Source organism: Flavobacterium sp., assembly GCF_965657075.1.
In the GTDB taxonomy this organism is placed as follows: domain Bacteria; phylum Bacteroidota; class Bacteroidia; order Flavobacteriales; family Flavobacteriaceae; genus Flavobacterium.
On sequence record NZ_CBFHMV010000002.1, the window covers coordinates 165159 to 184301 of the forward strand.

A 19143-nucleotide genomic window follows, 5' to 3' on the forward strand; every position below is an offset into this window, starting at 1 on the left:
CAAACATGCTAAATTAATTCTTTTTTCAAAAATTGAGCTGTGTAACTTTTTTTATTTTTCACAATTTCTTCTGGAGTTCCTTTTGCAATTAATTGACCACCACCTTTTCCTCCTTCATAGCCAATATCAATGACATAATCTGCCAATTTTACAACATCTAAATTGTGTTCAATAATTAAAATTGTATTTCCTCTATCCACCAATTCATTTAATACGCCCATTAAAACTCTAATATCTTCAAAATGCAATCCAGTTGTAGGTTCATCTAAAATATAGAAAGTATTTCCTGTATCTTTTTTAGATAATTCAGAAGCTAATTTGATACGCTGTGCCTCACCACCAGAAAGCGTTGTACTTTGTTGACCAAGTGTAATATAACCCAATCCAACATCTTGAATGGTTTTTACTTTTCGATAAATTTTTGGAATATTTTCAAAGAAATCAACTGCTTCATCTACTGTCATATTCAAAACATCTGAAATAGATTTTCCTTTGTAGCGAATTTCTAAAGTTTCTCTGTTAAAACGTTTTCCTTGGCAAGTTTCACATTCCACATAAACATCTGGTAAAAAACTCATTTCAATAGTTCTAACACCAGATCCTTCACAAGTATCACATCTTCCACCAGAAACGTTAAAACTAAATCTACCCGCTTTGTAACCACGAATCATGGCTTCTGGTGTCATAGTGTATAATTTTCTAATTTCAGAAAAAACATCCGTATAAGTCGCTGGATTACTTCTTGGAGTTCTTCCAATTGGACTTTGGTCAATTTCAATAACTTTGTCAATATGTTCTAAACCTTCAATTTTTTTATAAGGTTGAGGTTTCTTTACACCATTAAAAAAGTGAGCATTTAAAATAGGGTAGAGCGTACCATTAATTAAAGTAGATTTTCCAGAACCTGAAACTCCAGTAACACAAATCATTTGTCCTAATGGAAATTCGACTGTAACATTTTTTAAGTTATTTCCTGTTGCACCTGAAAGTTTTAAAACATTACCGTTTCCTTTTCTTCTTTCTGAAGGAACTTCTATTTTCATTTTACCACTCATGTATTGAGCAGTCATGGTATTTTCTTTAAGCAATTCTTTTGGAGTTCCTTCGCTGATTATTTTTCCTCCAAATCTTCCTGCTTTTGGTCCAATATCAATCACATAATCAGCACGTTCAATCATATCTTTGTCGTGTTCCACTACAATGACTGAATTGCCTATATCACGTAAGTTTTCTAATGATTTTATTAATCTTTCATTGTCTCTTTGATGTAATCCAATGCTTGGCTCGTCTAAAATATACAAAACACCAACCAATTGAGAACCAATTTGGGTTGCTAGTCTGATACGTTGTGCTTCTCCACCAGAAAGAGATTTTGAACTTCTATTTAAAGTCAGATAATTTAATCCTACATCCAATAAAAATTGTAATCTTGCTTCAATTTCTTTGATGACTTCAACTGCAATGGCATTTTGTTTTTCAGATAATTTTTCAGGTAAATCATTAAACCAATCAAAAAGTTCATTGATGTCCATGTGAACTAATTCACCAATATTTTTATCATCAATTTTAAAATATAGTGATTCTTTGCGTAAGCGACTTCCATCACAAACTGGACAGTCATTTTCATCCATGAATTCTTTTGCCCAACGTTTTAAGGAAGCTGTATTGCTTTCTTCATATTGGTTTTTGATGAAGTTAGAAATTCCCTCAAAATCAATTTTATAATCTTTGGTAATTCCCATTATTTTTGAAACAACAGAAAACTTTTCATTTCCACCATTTAAAATCATATCCATGGCTTCTTTAGGAATAGTTTCGATGGGATCGGAAAGCTTAAAATCATATTTTTGAGCAATGATTTCTAACTGTTTGAAAATCCACGATGATTTCATTTCTCCCAAAGGAGCAAAACCACCAGCTTTAATAGATAATTTAGGATTTGGAACAATTTTTTTAAGATTGATTTCATTTACAACACCTAAACCATTACAGTTTTCACAAGCTCCTTTTGGTGAGTTGAACGAAAAGTTATTTGGTTCTGGATTTGGATAAGAAATTCCGGTTGAAGGACACATCAAATTACGACTAAAATAGCGTACTTCTTGACTTTCTTGTTCAATAACCATCAATATATCATCTCCATGATACATGGCTGTTTTGATGCTTTCATTCAAACGTTTGTCAGTGTCTTCCGTTGTATCAATAGCCATTCTATCGATAACAATTTCGATATCATGAGTTTTGTATCTGTCGACTTTCATTCCAAAATCTAAGTCGCGAATTGCTCCATCAACTCTGACTTTCAGGAAACCTTGTTTGGCAATTTGTTCAAAAAGTTCACGATAATGACCTTTTCGCGAACGAACAACTGGTGCTAAAATATTGATGCGTTTTCCATTGAAATTTTGTAAAATCAATTCCTTGATTTGTTCGTCAGAATAGGAAACCATTTTTTCTCCAGTGTTATAACTATAAGCATCACCAGCTCTAGCGTATAAAAGACGAAGAAAATCATAAATTTCAGTAATGGTACCAACAGTTGAACGTGGACTTTTACTCGTAGTTTTTTGTTCGATGGCAATAACGGGAGAAAGTCCGTCAATTTTATCCACATCTGGACGTTCCAAACCACCAAGAAATTGACGTGCATAGGCAGAAAACGTTTCAATATACCTTCTTTGTCCTTCAGCGTAAATGGTATCAAAGGCTAATGAGGATTTTCCAGAACCGGAAACACCAGTGATGACCACTAATTTTTCTCTTGGAATTATTACGTCTATATTTTTTAAATTATGGGCACGAGCACCAATAATTTCTATAGTTTCTTCAGTTTTTAGCATAATTTTTTGGCAAAAAGCAAAGATACTATATTTATGTAGAATTAGAGAAGCCGAGGAATTGTTTTATGAAAAGTTTTTATATTTTTGAACGATTATAAAAAATGAAATATATGAAATTATTAGGAATAGGATCAAGAATAAAACATCAAGAATTTGGTGTTGGCGTTATAACAAATGTTGCTTCCCAATTTTATTGGGTGACTTTTATAGAAAACGGATTAGAAACTATTGAATTAGATAGTGAATTTGAAGTTATTGAAGCTTTAGAGGATGAGGTCGATTCAGTAAGTTTTTTTGAAGTTGAAAAAATGCTCAAAAACGTATTAGAAAAGTATAGTGACATTGGACCCAAAGTTTCAATTGCAGACAAATGGAAAGGTGGCAAAATAGTTTTAGAACCAGGAACGCAGACTCAAAAAAAGGAAATTCCGATTGATACTTTTTTCAATAAGATTATAATGGTTAGAGATAGATTACGTGTTATGGAACAAAAAATAAATTCAAGTAATTTAGAAGCAACTGAAAAAATAGAATTGCAACAATACATTACAAGGTGTTATGGAAGTTTGACAACTTTTAATGTCTTATTTAAAAATCAAAGTGATTTTTTTGTTGGAGAGAAAAGCAAATAAAAACAAACCCTTTTGGAGTTTTAAACTCTAAAAGGGTTTGTTGAAAAAAAAGTAAAATTTAGTTTGAAGAAATATTGTGTTTTTTCAAAATATCAAAAAATGTAGTTTCTTTTCCTTGCTTTTTTAATTCAGAATAAGCTACATTTATAAGTTGTTCTGCGTCAGTTCGGTAAGGTGATTTTGTTGCTACATAAATGTTGTAGGCAATACAAAGATTGTCCAATCCCTTTTCATAATCGTTAATATATTGAACATAAATATTTCCTATTCCATAAAATACTTCAGGATTACTGTCATCCAATTTCGCTAACTTTTCATAATATTTTATGGCTTTTTTATACTCTTTTTTATAAATGTAAGCAATGGCAATATTTTGAAGCGGTACTTGTCCGTTAGGATCAATTTTTAACGATTTTTCATAAGCATCAATGGCTTCATCAAATCGATTTAGTTTTCTGTAAGTTATTCCTAAATTATCATAAGCAAAAGCAAAATCTTTATCAAAAACGATAGCTTTTTTATAATTGCTAATGGCTTTTTCGTAATTTTCATTTTGAAATTCTTCAATTCCTAAATCATAATATTCTAAAGCTTGTTTGTTGGATGACATTGATTTTTCTCTTAAAACATCATTAACAGCAATTTTTTCTTTTATGGCTTTACAATTGTTGTTTAAATAACGTTCTAATTCATAATAAGTGTTTTTATAGTCTTTAGAATTTTTATCGGTTGTGATTATAATTTTTTGTTCTGTTTTATCTTGTTCACCATTAATTAACTTTTCATAATCAATAGATTCAGATACTTGAAGAGTGAATTGATAAGTAGGTACAATTTTGTCGATACATGAACTGATTTCAGACGCAATACTGTCTTTTATTTTTGAACCAGGATAAATAGAATCAATGCATTTACAAGCATCTTCAGCTAAATTTTTAAGGATTTTTTCTTTGTCAAAAGGATTTGAGTTTTTCTCTTGAGCAAAAGAATATGAAATGATTGAAATTGTAAAAAGCAAAAATATTTTTTTCATAAATAAAGAGTTTATTCAAATTTATTAAAAAAAAAGTAATAAAATTTACTCAATAATCATTTCCTTTAATTTTTTACGATATTTAACCAAAACGAATTGTTTATTTATCAAGCCAATAAATTTTCCATTTTTTAAAACAGGCAATACAGTTAATCCGCTACTATCAAATTTTTCCATGACGGTTTCCATAGTTTCATCATAAAAAACAATTTCTTTGGGTTGCTGCATGACTTCCTGAATTGAAGTATATTTAATTTTGAAAGGGGAAAATATATATTTTCTAACATTATCCAAATAAATTAGGCCTTCCAAGGCTTCATTTTCATTTAAAACCGGAAAAACATATTGTTCCGATTTTTGAATTTTTTCAACAAGTTCATTTAAATCATCTGCTATTGAAACCGACTCGTAATCTGTTTGCAAAAGTTTAGATAGTTCTAAAGTTGTTAAGATATTTTTATCTTTATTATCTGTAAAAACTTCGCCTTTATCAGCTAAATGTTTGATGTCAAACGAAAAAGGTTCAAAACGTTTTGAAATAGCATAACTGACTGACGATACAATCATTAAAGGAACCATTAATTCATAACCACTTGTGATTTCTGCAATCAAGAAAATTGCTGTTAATGGCGCGTGAAATAAACCACTTAATATTCCAGCCATTCCAACAAGTGTAAAGTTGGTTACGGGAAGTTTAGATAGTCCAGTTAAGTTGACAAAGTAGGCCAAAACAAATCCTAAATAAGAACCTACAAATAATGATGGAGCAAAGTTACCACCATTTCCACCTGAACCTAATGTTAAACCTGTAGCAAAAACTTTTACCATCATTGTTGCTCCAACAAAAGCCAACAAAAGCCATTTATTGTCTTTAAAACCGTTTAATAACGTATTATCTAATATTTTTTCAGGAGTATTATCTGCAATAGTTTTGATACTTGCATAACCTTCTCCAAATAACGTTGGAAATAAAAAAATCAATACCGCTAATATTCCTGCTCCAAATAAAGCTTTTTTGTAATTTCCCATTTTACTCTTTGCAAAATAGTGTTCGATTTTCCTGAAATAACGTGCATAATAAATGGATAATAATCCAGATAATAAACCTAATATTACATAAAAATGAATGTTATGATAATCAAAATTTTGTACACTTTTAAAGGAAATTAATATGTCTTCATCTAATACAATAGTTGAAATTAATGCTCCTGTTGCAGCACTTATCATAATGGGTATAAATGCGGTAATACTTATCTCTGCTAAAACAACTTCAATAGCAAATAAAACACCAGCAATTGGAGCGTTAAAAGCAGCAGCAATTCCGGCAGCAACACCACAAGCTAAAAGAAGCGTTCTGTCTTTGTAACTTAATCTATAATTTTGAGCATAATTACTACCAAAAGCTGCTCCAGTGACCGTAATGGGTGATTCTAAACCAGCACTTCCTCCTAAACCAACAGTTAAGGAACTCGTTATGATTTGTGAATACAATTGCTTTTTGGGAAGAACTCCGCCATTTTTAGCCACAGCATACATGATGTGAGAAGTTCCTTTTTGAATGCTTCCATCTAAAAATTTATGAACTACAAAAACGGTTAATACAATTCCAATTATTGGTAAAATACTGTTACTGTATGGTAAGTGAAGAAAACCATCTAAATATTGCGAAAATTGATAGACACTATGTGCAAATGCTTTAAGAATAATTACGGCTAAAGCAGAGGAAATCCCAACCAAAACACAGGAGAAATATATAAATTGTCTTGGTGTTAAGAATGTTTTTAAAAGAAAAATAAATCGCTCTAATCGCTTAAAGTTTTTACTTAAAAATCGAAAAAAAGGATTGACTTTTTTCGGGATCATTCTGATTGTTTTTTAGTTCTTGCGAAAGTACCATTTTTGATTGAAATCTGAAACATTTTTATAGTAATCGTAATGCTTCTTTTAGACTTAAAGGTTTTAGGTTAGTTGATTCTACATATAATTTAACACCATTTGGATTGAATCGACTATAATCACGCAAAGCCCAACCAATTGCTTTTTGAATGAAAAATTCTTTAGAATGTTTGTGTTTTTCACATTCAGCTTTTAGCAAATCAAAATTGGTTTTTTCTTTATAACCCAATTGAAATATAATTGCAGTTCGATTTAACCACATATTTTCTGCATCAGAAAAGCGTTCAATAACTTTTAAAGTTTCTGCTGTAAATTGTTCTAAATAACCGCCAACCAAATATTTAGCAATTGTGTCAACGGAATCCCACCAAGAATTTTTTATAATCAATTTTTCAATGAATTGAATATCTTCGATGACAAACTTTTTTTTAATTTCTTTCTGAATCAAATCAATAGCACATTGATGTATTTCTCGCTCTTTTTCTTGATACAGTTGCCAAGAGATTTCTCTGTAATTTAGTTTGATTTCTGGTTTATGTTTTTCATAAACAGCTTTAAAAATAGCTCTTCGATTTTCGGTTTTGATTCCTAAAAACGGGAAATTATTTTTCATGTAATTTTCCATTGGAATAGCCGTTTCACGATTGGAATTTGCTTTTAATTCCTTGATGAGTTCGTCTTTAAATTTCATTTAATTCAACTAATTTATCTTTTACATGATTTCGCAATTCCTCAAAAAATAAGGTGAATTCTTTTTCGAAATCACTGTAAAAAGCTTCTAATTCTTCAATTGCAAATTGCATTTTAGATTTGAATTTTGTTCGACTATCCATTTGGAATAAAATTCTCGAAATTCCTTCAATAGTTGCATAACTTTCTAACCAATTTTGTTCTATCATTATTGGAAGAATTCTTCGCGTTTTTGGACTTAAAACCTCAAAATTATCTTCAAGAGATTTATAAAAACTATAGACAAAACTAGTTAAAGATTCATTTGAATATTTGGTCCAATTTTTAGCTAAAAAATGATCATACAAAATATCAACAATCACACCAGAATAATGTCCATAACGTTCATGAAGTCTATGTTTGCTTATTCGAAATATATCATTGGCATCAGTAAAAGTATCAATATATCTATGCAAAATAATTCCTTTTTTGATTTCATCAGGATAATTCAAATAATCGTTTCCACGAATGCCATCAGCCATAAAATTACCGATTTTTATGAAATCGTTGTTGTCTGAAAGGCATATGTGGGCTAGGAAGTTCATTTAGTTTTTGTATAATGTATATTGTAAAATGTAAATATAGAAAAAAACTTTCCGTCTTTGATACATTGACAATTTGATATATTATATTTGTATTTCTAAAATCTAAAATTGTTATTCAAAAATCTAAAATCATATGACTTTAATAAAATCAATATCAGGAATTCGTGGAACCATCGGAGGAAAAGTAGGAGAGAACCTTACACCAGTTGATGCCGTTAAATTTGCTTCAGCTTATGGTACATTTTTGAAACAAAATACTCCAAAAGACAAACTAAAAGTTGTAATTGGTCGTGACGCTAGAATTTCTGGTCCAATGATTCATAATTTAGTACAAAATACTTTAATTGGTTTAGGAATTGATGTAATTGATTTAGGTTTGTCAACAACTCCAACCGTTGAAATTGCAGTTCCTTTGGAAAAAGCTGATGGTGGAATTATTCTAACAGCTTCTCACAATCCAAAACAATGGAATGCTTTAAAATTACTGAATGCAAAAGGGGAATTTTTAAGTGGAGCAGAAGGAGAAAAAATTCTTGAAATAGCTGAAAGTGAAGCTTTTGATTTTGTGGATGTGGATTCGTTAGGAGAAGTTACTGTGAATGATTCCTATATGGATATTCATATTGATGAGGTTTTAGATTTGCCTTTGGTTGATGCTGAAGCTGTAAAAAAACGTAAATTTAAAGTGGTTGTTGATGGTGTGAATTCCTCTGGTGGAATTGTAATTCCAAATTTATTAGAACAAATGGGTGTTGAAGTTGTGAAATTATATTGCGAACCAAACGGTCATTTTCCTCATAATCCAGAACCTTTAAAAGAGCATTTAGGAGATATTTGTAAATTAGTTGTAGACGAAAAAGCAGATTTCGGAATTGTAGTCGATCCAGATGTGGATAGATTGGCTTTCATTTCTAATGATGGTGAAATGTTTGGAGAGGAATATACTTTAGTAGCGTGTGCTGATTATGTTTTGAGCAAAACTCCAGGAAATACGGTTTCTAACATGAGTTCTTCTCGTGCTTTGCGTGATATTACGATCAAACACAACGGAAATTACCAAGCCAGTGCTGTTGGTGAAGTAAATGTGGTAGAATTAATAAAAAAAACTAATGCTATAATCGGTGGTGAAGGAAACGGTGGAATCATTTATCCAGAAAGTCATTACGGAAGAGATAGTTTGGTTGGTGTAGCATTATTTTTAACCCATTTAGCTAATTTAGATATTACGGTTGCTGAATTAAGAGCCAGCTATCCTCAATATTACATGAGTAAAAACAAAATTGAATTAACACCTCAAATTGATGTTGACGCAATTTTAGAAGCCATGACAGAAAAGTACAAAAACGAAGACATCTCAACTATTGATGGTGTAAAAATTGACTTCGCAGAAAATTGGGTACACTTAAGAAAATCAAATACAGAACCAATTATTAGAATTTATACAGAAGCACAAACGCAACAATTAGCAGATGATTTAGCGAATAGAATTATTGGTGAGATAAAAAAATTAACTTAAAATATGAATAAGAAATTAATTTTAATATCAGTACTTTTATTATTTCTAGTTAGTTCATGTAAATCTTTAAGATATTTCGATGTATTTGATTTAAACGATTTAAAGTTAGAGAACTTCAATGGTAAGATTGATTCAATAAAATCAACAATAAAATTGTTTGCATTAAATAAGGATACTACAAAAATTGTTATGACATATTATTTTAAAGATGGTAAAATTATTGAAAGTTCAGAATATTATCCAAAAATAAAAACAAAAAACACTTATCGTTATATATATAATGAAAAAGATTTATTAGAAAATTATGGGATGCCTAATTATTCAAATAACCTTTTTGAATATGATAAAAATGGAAATTTAATAAGACATAGATATATAGTTTCCAATGAAATTAATTTTGATAAAAAATTTGAATATGATAAAAATAAAAACCTTGCACATGTTCATTTTCAGTCAAATAAAAAAAATTGGGAAACTTATTATAATTATAATTATAAAGAAAATTATTATTTAGTTACTACTCAAGAATTACCAACAAATAATAGAAATTCCTATTTTAAAATATCTTTTTCTAATCAAAATAAAACTATTTTAATTGAAAAATACATTTATGATGATTCAATTCTTGGTAAAAAATTGGTTCAATATTTTATAATTCAATTAGATAAATTTGGAAATATGATTGAAAGAAAATATTTTAATCATAACAATTCGATAGTTAAAACTCAAGAATTTATTTACACTTATGATAAAAAAGGAAATGTTTTAAAAAAAGAATCTATTGATAATGGAAAATTATATGAAATTATTACTAATGAAATAAGTTATAAAAATTAGTATAATTTTACTTAACCTTCTTCAAAGAAATAGCATTCATACAATAGCGCAAACCACTTGGTTCTGGTCCATCAGGAAAAACGTGACCTAAATGAGCATTACAAGTATTGCAAACTGCTTCAATTCGTATCATTCCAAAAGAAATATCTTTTACATAACCAACTGCATTTTCTTTTATAGGTTGCGTGAATGATGGCCAACCTGTGCCACTTTCAAATTTTTCACTTCCATCAAATAATAAAGTATCGCAACAAACACAAGCATAAATTCCTGGTTCAAAAAGGGAGCATAATTCTGAACTATGTGGTCGTTCTGTTCCTTTTAAACGAGTGATTCTGTATTGTTCTTCAGTTAATTGAACTTTCCATTCTGCTTCTGTTTTTACTACTTTTTTATCAGGTTCAGGATTTCCGTTTTTAGTAAATTGTATAATTGAATTCCAGTTTATCATTTTGTAAGTTTAAAAGGTTAAATGGTTAAAAGGTATTATGAGCTACAAGACAAAGCAGAACACCCAACTTTATTATTAGCCCAATCGGGTCTTTTAGCAAACCATTTTTGATAATGTTCTTGTTCTTCATAAGGATTTAATAGCATTTCGTATAGTTCGTTTAGCAAATTATAATCTTCTTTGTCAGCATCATCAATCGCTAATTGAGCCATATAATTTCGTAAAACGTATTTTGGGTTGACCAAATTCATAGCCGTTTTTCTTTCCAAATCGGTCTGATTTTCTTTTTGTAACTGATTGATATACATTGTAAACCAATAGATCCATGTATTATAAGTTGAATTTTTAGCTTCTTCTAAATTATAAAAAGCATCTTTTATTTTTTCAAATGCATTTTCAACAGTATCTTCTTTGGAAAATTGACTCAAATTTCGAAAGAAAATCGTCATATCTGTTGCAGTTAATTGCAGATTTTCTACTAAAAGATAGATACAGTTTTTAGTTTCTTCGTTCGAATTTTTAAAACCTAACTTATTGTGCATCATTTGCATATAATCTTCTTCATACTTAACAGGAAAGTCATTCAAAATTTTTTCCAAAGGTTTCACTTCTTCAATTAACGGAAATAAAGCATTCGCTAATTGCAATAAATTCCATTGAGCGATTTGAGGTTGATTGCCAAAACGATAACGTTTATGTTCATTATCAGTAGTGTTTGGAGTCCAATTTGGGTTGTAATCTTCCAACCAACCGTAAGGTCCATAATCAATCGTGATTCCGTGAATAGACATATTATCAGTATTCATAACACCGTGAACAAACCCAACACGTTGCCAATGCACAATCATTTCTCGAGTTTTATCTGCAACATTTTCAAAGAATTCCAAATATTTATCTTTTCCTTCAGATTTGATTTCGGGAAAATAATGTTTGATGGTAAAATCGGTTAATAATTGAAGGTTTTTAGTGTCTTCGCGAGAAGCAAATAATTCAAAATTACCAAAACGAATAAAACTTGGTGCTGTTCTGCAAACAATTGCTCCTTTTTCGTAATCGGCATTTCCATTGTATAAAATGTCACGTAGAACCATATCGCCACTCGAAAATAAAGCTAATGAACGTGTTGATGGAACACCTAAATTGTACATGGCTTCACTACACAAATGTTCCCTAATAGACGAACGTAAAACCGCTAAACCATCACCACGTCTGGAATAAGGAGTTTTTCCAGCTCCTTTTAATTGAAACATGGTACTTTTATTGTTGTGAGTAGCTTCAAAAAGAGTGATAGCTCTTCCATCACCTAATTGTCCGGCCCAATTACCAAATTGATGACCAGCATAAGCCATTGCGTAAGGTTTGGTGTTATTTAAAACGGTATTTCCCGAAAAAATATTCAAAAAATCTTCGGATTTAGTTTCTTCAAAAGAAATCCCAACACTTTCCACTACTTCTTTTGAAACATGAATTAGTTTTGGATTACTTGGTTTTATGGGATTTACATAAGAAAAAGCAGCTTCAACAACTTGTCTCGTTTCGTCAGATTCGATTAAATCTCCTGGTAATTCGTTAGTGAATTTGTTATGTATTTTTGAAAACAATTTTAGCATTTGTAAATTTACAAAAATTACCATTTATTTAACTTTACAATATCATAAAAAAAGCTTAATTTGTTAATCAATCCATTTAATGTATGAGAAAAATTCCTCTTTATTTTTTAGTAATAAGTCTCTTAAGCAATTGTGCTTCGATTGAGAAACAAAATAAGTTTTTGGAAACTAATTTAACTGTAAATGAACAATTAGAAGATATTAACTTTTTAGAGAAAAAAATCAAGAAAATTCAACCTAGTTTATATAATTTTATTACCGAAGATCAATTTAATTACAAGTTTGATAGTTTAAGAAATACTATTGAAACTCCTTTAAAACCTCGCGAGTTTTATTATAAAGTAAGTCCGCTTTTAGCTTCAATAAAACAAGGACATTCAAGTATTTCACAAACCTATACAACTCCAATTCCGACAAAAAAAGAGACTAAAAAATTAAAAGAAAAAGGTTTAGGTCCAATGAGTCAATTTGAATTTAAATGGAAAAATGACAAAGTTTATATTATTGCTAACAAATCTAAAGATTCTTCTATAAAATTAGGAACAGAAGTGGTTTCAATTAACGAAATTACACCCAAGCAAATTTATTCAAAATACAGAAAATCTATTACTTCTGATGGTGAAAACACAACTTGGATTCCGCATTTATTAACTAAAAGATTTTCGACTTTTATGTATTATGAAGTTGGAATGCAAGACAGTTTAATGTATCAATTTAAATTTAATGATTCTATTTTTTTTAAAACCATAAAACGACTTCCAAAAGAGAAAAAGGAAACAGTAAAAACGAAAGATGTCGTTAAAAATGATACTCTAGATAAGGAACCTATAGTAGTTTCTAAAGAAGCCAAAAAAGCTAAAGCAAAAGAGGAAAAAGCTAAGAAAAAAGCTGAAAGAGATAAGAAATTTCTTTACGGATATGATATAACAAAAAAAGAATTTATAAAAACTTTGAAGTTTACTGATACCGATAGTTTGACAGCAATTTTAAAAATCAAGAACTTTTCTCAAGGAGATTACAAATCGGCATACAAAGAATTTTTTAGTCTTTTAAGAAAAAAAGAAACTCAAAATTTAGTTTTAGATTTGCGAGGAAATCCTGGTGGAAGATTAAATGATATTCAGGATTTATATTCCTATTTAACAGTTGATTCTACTTTTCAATTGCTTGAAAAAACAAAAGTCACACGTAAATCAAGCGTATTAATGGCAGATTATTTAAAATCAGTTCCTAAATTGGCTCATCTTGTTGTCATTCCGACATATCCAATTTATGCTTCAATAATGTTGCTAAAAACAAAAAAAGCAGATGATGGAAATTACTATTTTGCATTAGCTAGTAGTAAAGTAAAACCTCATAAAGCCGACTATTTTAAAGGAAATATCTACGTTTTAATTGATGGAGGAAGTTTTTCGGCATCTTGTATAATTTCATCAAAACTTAAAGAAAATAAAGATATCATTTTTGTTGGAGAAGAAACCGGAGGAACATTTAACGGTACAGTTGCAGGAAGACGTTCTACTTATAGTTTACCTAATTCAAAGCTAAAAACCAATTTATGGATTATGGATTTGGTTCCAACATACAAATCCAATCAGGAAGGAAGAGGTATTTTTCCTGACGTAGAAATTATTCCAACCATTGAAGATATAATTACTAATAAAGATCCAGAACTTGATTGGATTAAGGAAGACATAAAAAAGAAAAGTTCTCAATAATAAAAAAGCCAATTCCTAGTGCGAATTGGCTTTTTTGTTAGATTTGATTTGAATTAAATATCATCAAAATCTATATCAGTAAAAGATTTTTTTTCAAAACTTTCTTCAGATGGTGCTGTTTCGTATGTTTCTTTCTTAAAATCTTTTTGATGTCTTTCAGAAATAACTTCTTCACCTTTGTGTTCTAAAACGTAATCTGTCATTTCGTCTAAAATTTCTCTAAAAGCAGTAAAATCTTCTTTGTATAAATAAATCTTATGCTTTTTAAAATGGTAAGAACCATCTTCTTCCGTGAACTTTTTACTTTCTGTAATGGTGATGTAATAATCATCAGCTTTTGTAGATCTAACATCAAAGAAATAAGTTCTTCTTCCTGCTCTTAATACTTTCGAAAAAATATCTTCTTTTTCAAACATGTCTTTTTCACTCATAATCCTTCGTACTGTTTTAATATTTTACTTACCAAAATTCTAAAAAAAATTGAAATAAAACAATACTTACAGCAATTCTTTTTCTAAAAGTTGTTTATTGTATAATTCTTTATAATAACCATCAATGGCTATTAATTGATTATGAGAACCTTGCTGAATGATTTTTCCTTCGTCAAGAATGATAATTTTATCTGCATTTTTAGCTGAAGACACTCTATGACTAACAATAATGGTTGTTTTTTGTTCAGAAAGTTGTAATAAATTATGCAATATTTCTTCTTCAGTCTCAGTGTCCACAGCACTTAAACAATCGTCTAATAATAAAACTGGAGCTTCTTTTAAAAATGCTCTAGCAATTGAAACCCTTTGCTTTTGTCCGCCAGAAAGTGTAATTCCTCTTTCCCCTAAAATAGTTTCATAGCCATTAGCAAAGTTCAGAATGTTTTCATGCACAGCAGCTTTTTTTGCAACTTCATAAATTTCTTCATTTGTAGCGTTTTCCTTTCCAAATTTGATGTTGTTTATGATGGAATCTGAAAACAAAAAGGCATCTTGTGGAACAACAGAAATACTATTTCTTAGATCAAATAAATTCAAATCACTAATTGGAGTATCATCAATATAAATGCTGCCTTGGTCAACATCATACAAACGACTAGTCAATGTCATTATCGTTGATTTTCCTGAACCTGTTTTTCCTAAAATAGCTAAAGTTTTTCCTTTTTCAACTGTGAATGACACGTTAGATAAAGCTTTGATATTAGTATCTTCATAGGTAAATGAAACATTTTTAAATTCAATTTTACCATTGATAGGCGTATGTTTTGAAACTAAATTTTTTATTTCAGGTTCTGTTTTTAAAAATTCGTTCAATCGTTTTTGTGATGCTTCTGCTTCTTGTACCATTGAGGAAACCCAACCTAACGAAGCCACAGGCCAAGTTAGCATATTAATGTATAAAATAAATTGTGCAATGGTTCCAATTTTGGCGATTTCACCATCTATGTACATTTTTCCTCCCACATAAATTACAACTAAATTGGATAATCCGATAAGTAAAATCATCATAGGTCCAAAAAGGGCTTGAGTTTTTGCTAAATCTAAATATTTGGTCTTACTATCATTTGTTAAGATTTTAAACTCATTAATCTTTAAATTTTCTAAGGCATACGCTTTAACAACTCGAATTCCAGAGAAAAACTCTTGTGTAAAACTAGATAGAGTGGAAAGATTTTTTTGAAATAAGCCACTTTGGATATTAATTTTTCTACTAATTTTAAAAATACTGTAGGATAATAGAGGCAAAGGCAACACCGAATATAAGGTCAATTTTGGAGAAATTTGATACATGTATACAATGACAACTGCAAATCGAATAATTATATTTGAGGTATACATTACAGCTGGTCCAACGTACATTCTCACTTTACCAACATCTTCACTTATTCGGTTCATTAAATCGCCAGTTCTATTTTTTTTATAAAAATTTTGAGATAATTTTTCGTAATGACTAAAGACTTCATTCTTTAAATCAAATTCAATGTGTCTCGACATTACAATCAAAGTTTGACGCATTAAAAATGTTAAAATCCCCGCAATTAAAGCGGTAATAATTATAAATAAAATATAGTTGGTAAGTTCTGTTTTTGCTAACGATGGATTTGTGGCCAATAAATCTTTAACAACATTAATAGATTTTCCAAAATATTCTGGTGCAAAAAGAGAAAAGATTTGTGCTAATATGGTGAATATCAAACCTAAAAAAAAGCGGTATTTGTATTTAAGGAAATATTTATTTAAATATTTTAATTCTTGCATTTTAGTTTAATGAATTTTAATAATTAGTTTTGACAAAAATAATATAACATTTTGCAATTATATTGTTTTAATAAATGTAGATATGCTAAAAAAAGACTAAAATTTGATTACCATTTCAAATTATTAATTAATTTTGCCTCTTAAAATTGAATAATTCATAATTATCACACCTATGACTGCAAATACATTACCTATAAATGAACTACATAAAGTAGATCCTGTTTTTGGACAAATATCTTTTGATGGACATGAACAAGTTGTTTTTTGTCACGACAAAGATACTGGTTTAAAAGCAATAATTGGTATTCATAACACAATTTTAGGACCAGCTTTAGGAGGTACTAGAATGTGGAATTACACCAATGAATGGGAAGCATTAAATGATGTTTTAAGATTATCTCGTGGAATGTCTTTTAAATCATCAATTTCTGGATTAAATCTTGGTGGTGGAAAAGCAGTAATCATTGGAGATGCTAAAACTCAAAAAAATCCTGAATTGATGAGAAGATTTGGAGAGTTTGTTCATTCATTATCAGGTAAATATTACACAGCAGAAGATGTTGGTATGGAAACTAAAGATATGGATATTGTTAGAGAAGTAACTCCATATGTAACGGGTGTTTCTGAAGCTATTGGTGGTTCTGGAAATCCTTCTCCAATCACTGCTTATGGTGTTTATATGGGAATGAAAGCTGCAGCAAAGTATCAATTTGGAACCGATAATTTAAACGGAAAATCGGTACTCGTTCAAGGAATTGGACATGTTGGTGAAGTTTTAGTAGAACATTTAACTAATGAGGGTGCAATAGTTACCATATCAGATATTAATGAAGACAGATTACATCAAGTAGGATCAAAATACGGTGCTAAAATATTTACAGGTGATAATTTGTATGCTTCAGAAGTAGACATTTATGCTCCTTGTGCTTTGGGTGCAACTATCAATGATGATACTATTAAAATGATTAAAGCTAAAGTTATTGCTGGTGCTGCAAATAATCAATTGGCTAATGAAGTTGTTCACGGTCAAATTTTAAAGGATAAAGGAATTTTATATGCTCCAGATTTTTTAATAAATGCTGGTGGTGTTATCAATGTTTATTCAGAATTAGCAAAACTTTCAAAAGCAGAAGTGATGCAAAAAACAGAAAACATCTACAATACTTCATTGGATATTTTTAATCTTGCTGAAACCAATGATATTTCAACACATCATGCAGCTTTATTAATTGCTCAAAAAAGAATTGATGATAAAAAATTAGAGTTACAACAAAAATAATACTATAAATAATGTATTTTTGCAAAGCGAAAGGGTAGTCTTTCGCTTTATTAATTTATAACAAGTTCTTACACAAATGTTAAACAGAAGACATATTAGGGTTAAGGTAATGCAGAGTATTTATGCTGTAAATCAGCATAGTTCAGATGATTTAATTAGAGAAGAAAAATTTTTATTTTACAGTATGGAATCCATTCAAGATTTATACTTACTTATTTTTTCTACTTTTATTGAGCTACGAAATAAAGAAGAAATACACATCGAATTATCTTCAAAGAAACATTTAGCAACAGCTGAAGAGAAAAATCCTAACAAAAAATTCATCAACAATCAGGTTTTAAATATTCTTTCTAATCAAGAAACATTAATTGATGCTTTAGATGATAGAAAAATTAATAATTGGAAGTTGAATGATGATTTAATTATACAATTGTTAGATGATGTTAAAAAATCCGAAGTTTACTTAAATTATTTAAATGATTCAACTTCTACTTTTGAAAATGATGCTAAATTTATGGTAGATTTATTTACCAAAGTTATTGCTCCAAACGAAAGGTTTTTTGATTATTTAGAAGATAATAAATTGACTTGGATTGATGATTATGCTATGGTAAATACCTTGATAAGCAAACAATTAAAAGGAATTAAAGATCTGTATTTTCAAATAGAAATTCCGAAAGTTTATAAAGATCAAGACGATAAAGATTTTGCTAAACAGTTGTTTTTAAAAACCGTTTTAAATGACAAAGAATTAGCTCAAGAATATGTAAATAAAACACCCAATTGGGATACAGAACGTATTGCAATAATTGATACAGTTTTATTGAAAATGGCTATTTGCGAATTGTTAAAATTCCCGTCAATACCAGTTAAGGTTACAATTAATGAATATTTAGAAATTGCAAAAGAATATTCTACACCAAAAAGTAGTATTTTTATTAATGGTATTTTAGATAATTTAGTTAAAGATTATAAAGAACAAAATAAATTAATTAAAACAGGTAGAGGTTTAATTTAAATAAGTATAAAATGAAAAATAGATTTATAAAAAGTTTAGCAGTTGTTGCTGTTTTTTCAACAATTTCATGTAATGATTCTGCATCAGCAAAAATTTCAGACGAAGATGTAAAAATTGCACAGGCTAACATTGAAGCTGCTTCAAAATTACCAGTTATTGAGTTTGATAAAGCTTTTCACGATTTTGGTACAATCAATGAAGGAGAAGTTGTTACCACTGAGTTTATGGTTAAAAATGTAGGTACAGGAAATTTGGTAATTGTAAATGCCAAAGGAAGTTGTGGATGTACTGTTCCAGAATTTGAAAAAGGGGAAATTAAACCAGGAGAATCAACTCCAATTAAGGTTACTTTTGATTCAACAAACAAACCAGGACAACAAGAAAAAACAGTTACTTTAACCACAAATACAGCTACAGGAACTGAAACTTGTTCTATTAAAGCTAATGTAACTCCAAATCCAAAAAATGTAGCAAAAAAATCAGCTACTTTAAATAATTAAAATTTAAATTATGAGCAAAGATCTTATATTACAATTATTATTAATGATTGCGGTTTTTTATTTTTTATTGATAATGCCTCAACAAAAAAGAGCCAAAAAAGAAAAAGCTTTTGATGCTGCTTTAAAAGTGGGTGACAGAGTTATTACAAAAGCTGGAATTCACGGTAAAATTGCCGAAATTTCAACAGATTCATTAGTAATTGAAACCATGTCTGGAAAAATTAAAATGGAACGTAGTGCTGTTTCTTCTGAATTGACTGCTAGTTTACAAGCAAAGAAATAGACTTTAA

At 29.4% G+C, this 19143-nt stretch carries 17 protein-coding genes; 8 read left to right on the top strand and 9 right to left on the bottom strand.

Features of this window, described 5'->3' with window-relative positions; all coding sequences use genetic code 11:
• Positions 1-8: 8 nt before the first annotated feature.
• Entirely contained in the window at positions 9-2840 is a 2832-nt protein-coding gene (gene uvrA, locus ACTF56_RS02250; protein ID WP_438965282.1) for an excinuclease ABC subunit UvrA, read from the bottom strand.
• 110 nt (positions 2841-2950) lie between these two features.
• On the opposite strand from uvrA, the gene ACTF56_RS02255 reads away from it, so the two are divergent.
• On the top strand, positions 2951-3472 hold the full coding sequence (locus ACTF56_RS02255) for a hypothetical protein (protein ID WP_438965283.1): 522 nt from the start codon (positions 2951-2953) through the stop codon (positions 3470-3472).
• Positions 3473-3530: 58 nt separating this feature from the next.
• Here ACTF56_RS02255 and ACTF56_RS02260 read toward each other — a convergent pair whose 3' ends face one another.
• Genes ACTF56_RS02260 through ACTF56_RS02275 form a run of 4 tightly spaced genes read right to left on the bottom strand, consistent with a single transcriptional unit; the run spans position 3531 to position 7675 of the window.
• Positions 3531-4505 (bottom strand): tetratricopeptide repeat protein, encoded by a 975-nt coding sequence (locus ACTF56_RS02260; protein ID WP_438965284.1) that lies wholly within the window; start codon positions 4503-4505, stop codon positions 3531-3533.
• Between the two features lie 45 nt (positions 4506-4550).
• Positions 4551-6368, bottom strand: a complete 1818-nt coding sequence (locus tag ACTF56_RS02265; RefSeq protein ID WP_438965285.1) for a chloride channel protein — start codon at positions 6366-6368, stop codon at positions 4551-4553.
• 58 nt (positions 6369-6426) lie between these two features.
• Positions 6427-7092, bottom strand: coding sequence for a DNA alkylation repair protein (locus ACTF56_RS02270; RefSeq protein WP_438965286.1), 666 nt, complete (start codon positions 7090-7092; stop codon positions 6427-6429).
• On the bottom strand, positions 7082-7675 hold the full coding sequence (locus tag ACTF56_RS02275; protein WP_438965287.1) for an ACP phosphodiesterase: 594 nt from the start codon (positions 7673-7675) through the stop codon (positions 7082-7084). Before ACTF56_RS02275 ends, ACTF56_RS02270 begins: the two co-directional genes overlap by 11 nt.
• 133 nt (positions 7676-7808) lie before the next feature.
• Here ACTF56_RS02275 and glmM point away from each other — a divergent pair, with 133 nt between their 5' ends.
• Both glmM and ACTF56_RS02285 read left to right on the top strand, forming a co-directional pair.
• Complete coding sequence (gene glmM / locus ACTF56_RS02280) at positions 7809-9191, top strand: phosphoglucosamine mutase (RefSeq protein ID WP_438965288.1); 1383 nt, start codon at positions 7809-7811, stop codon at positions 9189-9191.
• 3 nt (positions 9192-9194) lie between these two features.
• A complete protein-coding gene (locus ACTF56_RS02285) occupies positions 9195-10028 on the top strand; it encodes a hypothetical protein (RefSeq protein ID WP_438965289.1) in 834 nt (277 codons plus the stop codon).
• Positions 10029-10035: 7 nt separating this feature from the next.
• Here the strand turns inward: ACTF56_RS02285 and msrB are convergent, their stop codons facing one another.
• Both msrB and ACTF56_RS02295 read right to left on the bottom strand, forming a co-directional pair.
• Positions 10036-10479, bottom strand: coding sequence for a peptide-methionine (R)-S-oxide reductase MsrB (msrB, locus tag ACTF56_RS02290; RefSeq protein WP_438965290.1), 444 nt, complete (start codon positions 10477-10479; stop codon positions 10036-10038).
• Positions 10480-10514: 35 nt separating this feature from the next.
• Complete coding sequence (locus tag ACTF56_RS02295) at positions 10515-12113, bottom strand: protein adenylyltransferase SelO (RefSeq protein ID WP_438965291.1); 1599 nt, start codon at positions 12111-12113, stop codon at positions 10515-10517.
• A 137-nt stretch (positions 12114-12250) separates the two neighbouring features.
• On the opposite strand from ACTF56_RS02295, the gene ACTF56_RS02300 reads away from it, so the two are divergent.
• The gene (locus ACTF56_RS02300; RefSeq protein ID WP_438965292.1) at positions 12251-13807 is read left to right on the top strand and encodes a S41 family peptidase; all 1557 of its coding nucleotides are present in this window, start codon (positions 12251-12253) and stop codon (positions 13805-13807) included.
• 53 nt (positions 13808-13860) lie between these two features.
• On the opposite strand, the gene ACTF56_RS02305 is transcribed toward ACTF56_RS02300, so the two are convergent.
• Positions 13861-14238, bottom strand: coding sequence for a PUR family DNA/RNA-binding protein (locus ACTF56_RS02305; protein ID WP_438965293.1), 378 nt, complete (start codon positions 14236-14238; stop codon positions 13861-13863).
• A 66-nt stretch (positions 14239-14304) separates the two neighbouring features.
• Entirely contained in the window at positions 14305-16056 is a 1752-nt protein-coding gene (locus ACTF56_RS02310; protein ID WP_438965294.1) for an ABC transporter ATP-binding protein, read from the bottom strand.
• A gap of 172 nt (positions 16057-16228) precedes the next feature.
• Here ACTF56_RS02310 and ACTF56_RS02315 point away from each other — a divergent pair, with 172 nt between their 5' ends.
• From ACTF56_RS02315 to yajC, 4 genes are all read left to right on the top strand, one after another.
• On the top strand, positions 16229-17335 hold the full coding sequence (locus ACTF56_RS02315) for a Glu/Leu/Phe/Val dehydrogenase dimerization domain-containing protein (protein WP_438965295.1): 1107 nt from the start codon (positions 16229-16231) through the stop codon (positions 17333-17335).
• A gap of 76 nt (positions 17336-17411) precedes the next feature.
• Positions 17412-18353 (top strand): transcription antitermination factor NusB, encoded by a 942-nt coding sequence (nusB, locus tag ACTF56_RS02320; RefSeq protein WP_438965296.1) that lies wholly within the window; start codon positions 17412-17414, stop codon positions 18351-18353.
• Between the two features lie 11 nt (positions 18354-18364).
• Positions 18365-18853 carry a DUF1573 domain-containing protein gene (locus tag ACTF56_RS02325; RefSeq protein ID WP_438965297.1) on the top strand — a complete coding sequence of 163 codons (489 nt, stop codon included), beginning with the start codon at positions 18365-18367 and terminating at the stop codon, positions 18851-18853.
• 10 nt (positions 18854-18863) lie between these two features.
• Positions 18864-19136, top strand: a complete 273-nt coding sequence (yajC, locus tag ACTF56_RS02330; protein WP_438965298.1) for a preprotein translocase subunit YajC — start codon at positions 18864-18866, stop codon at positions 19134-19136.
• The last annotated feature ends 7 nt before the right edge of the window (positions 19137-19143 follow it).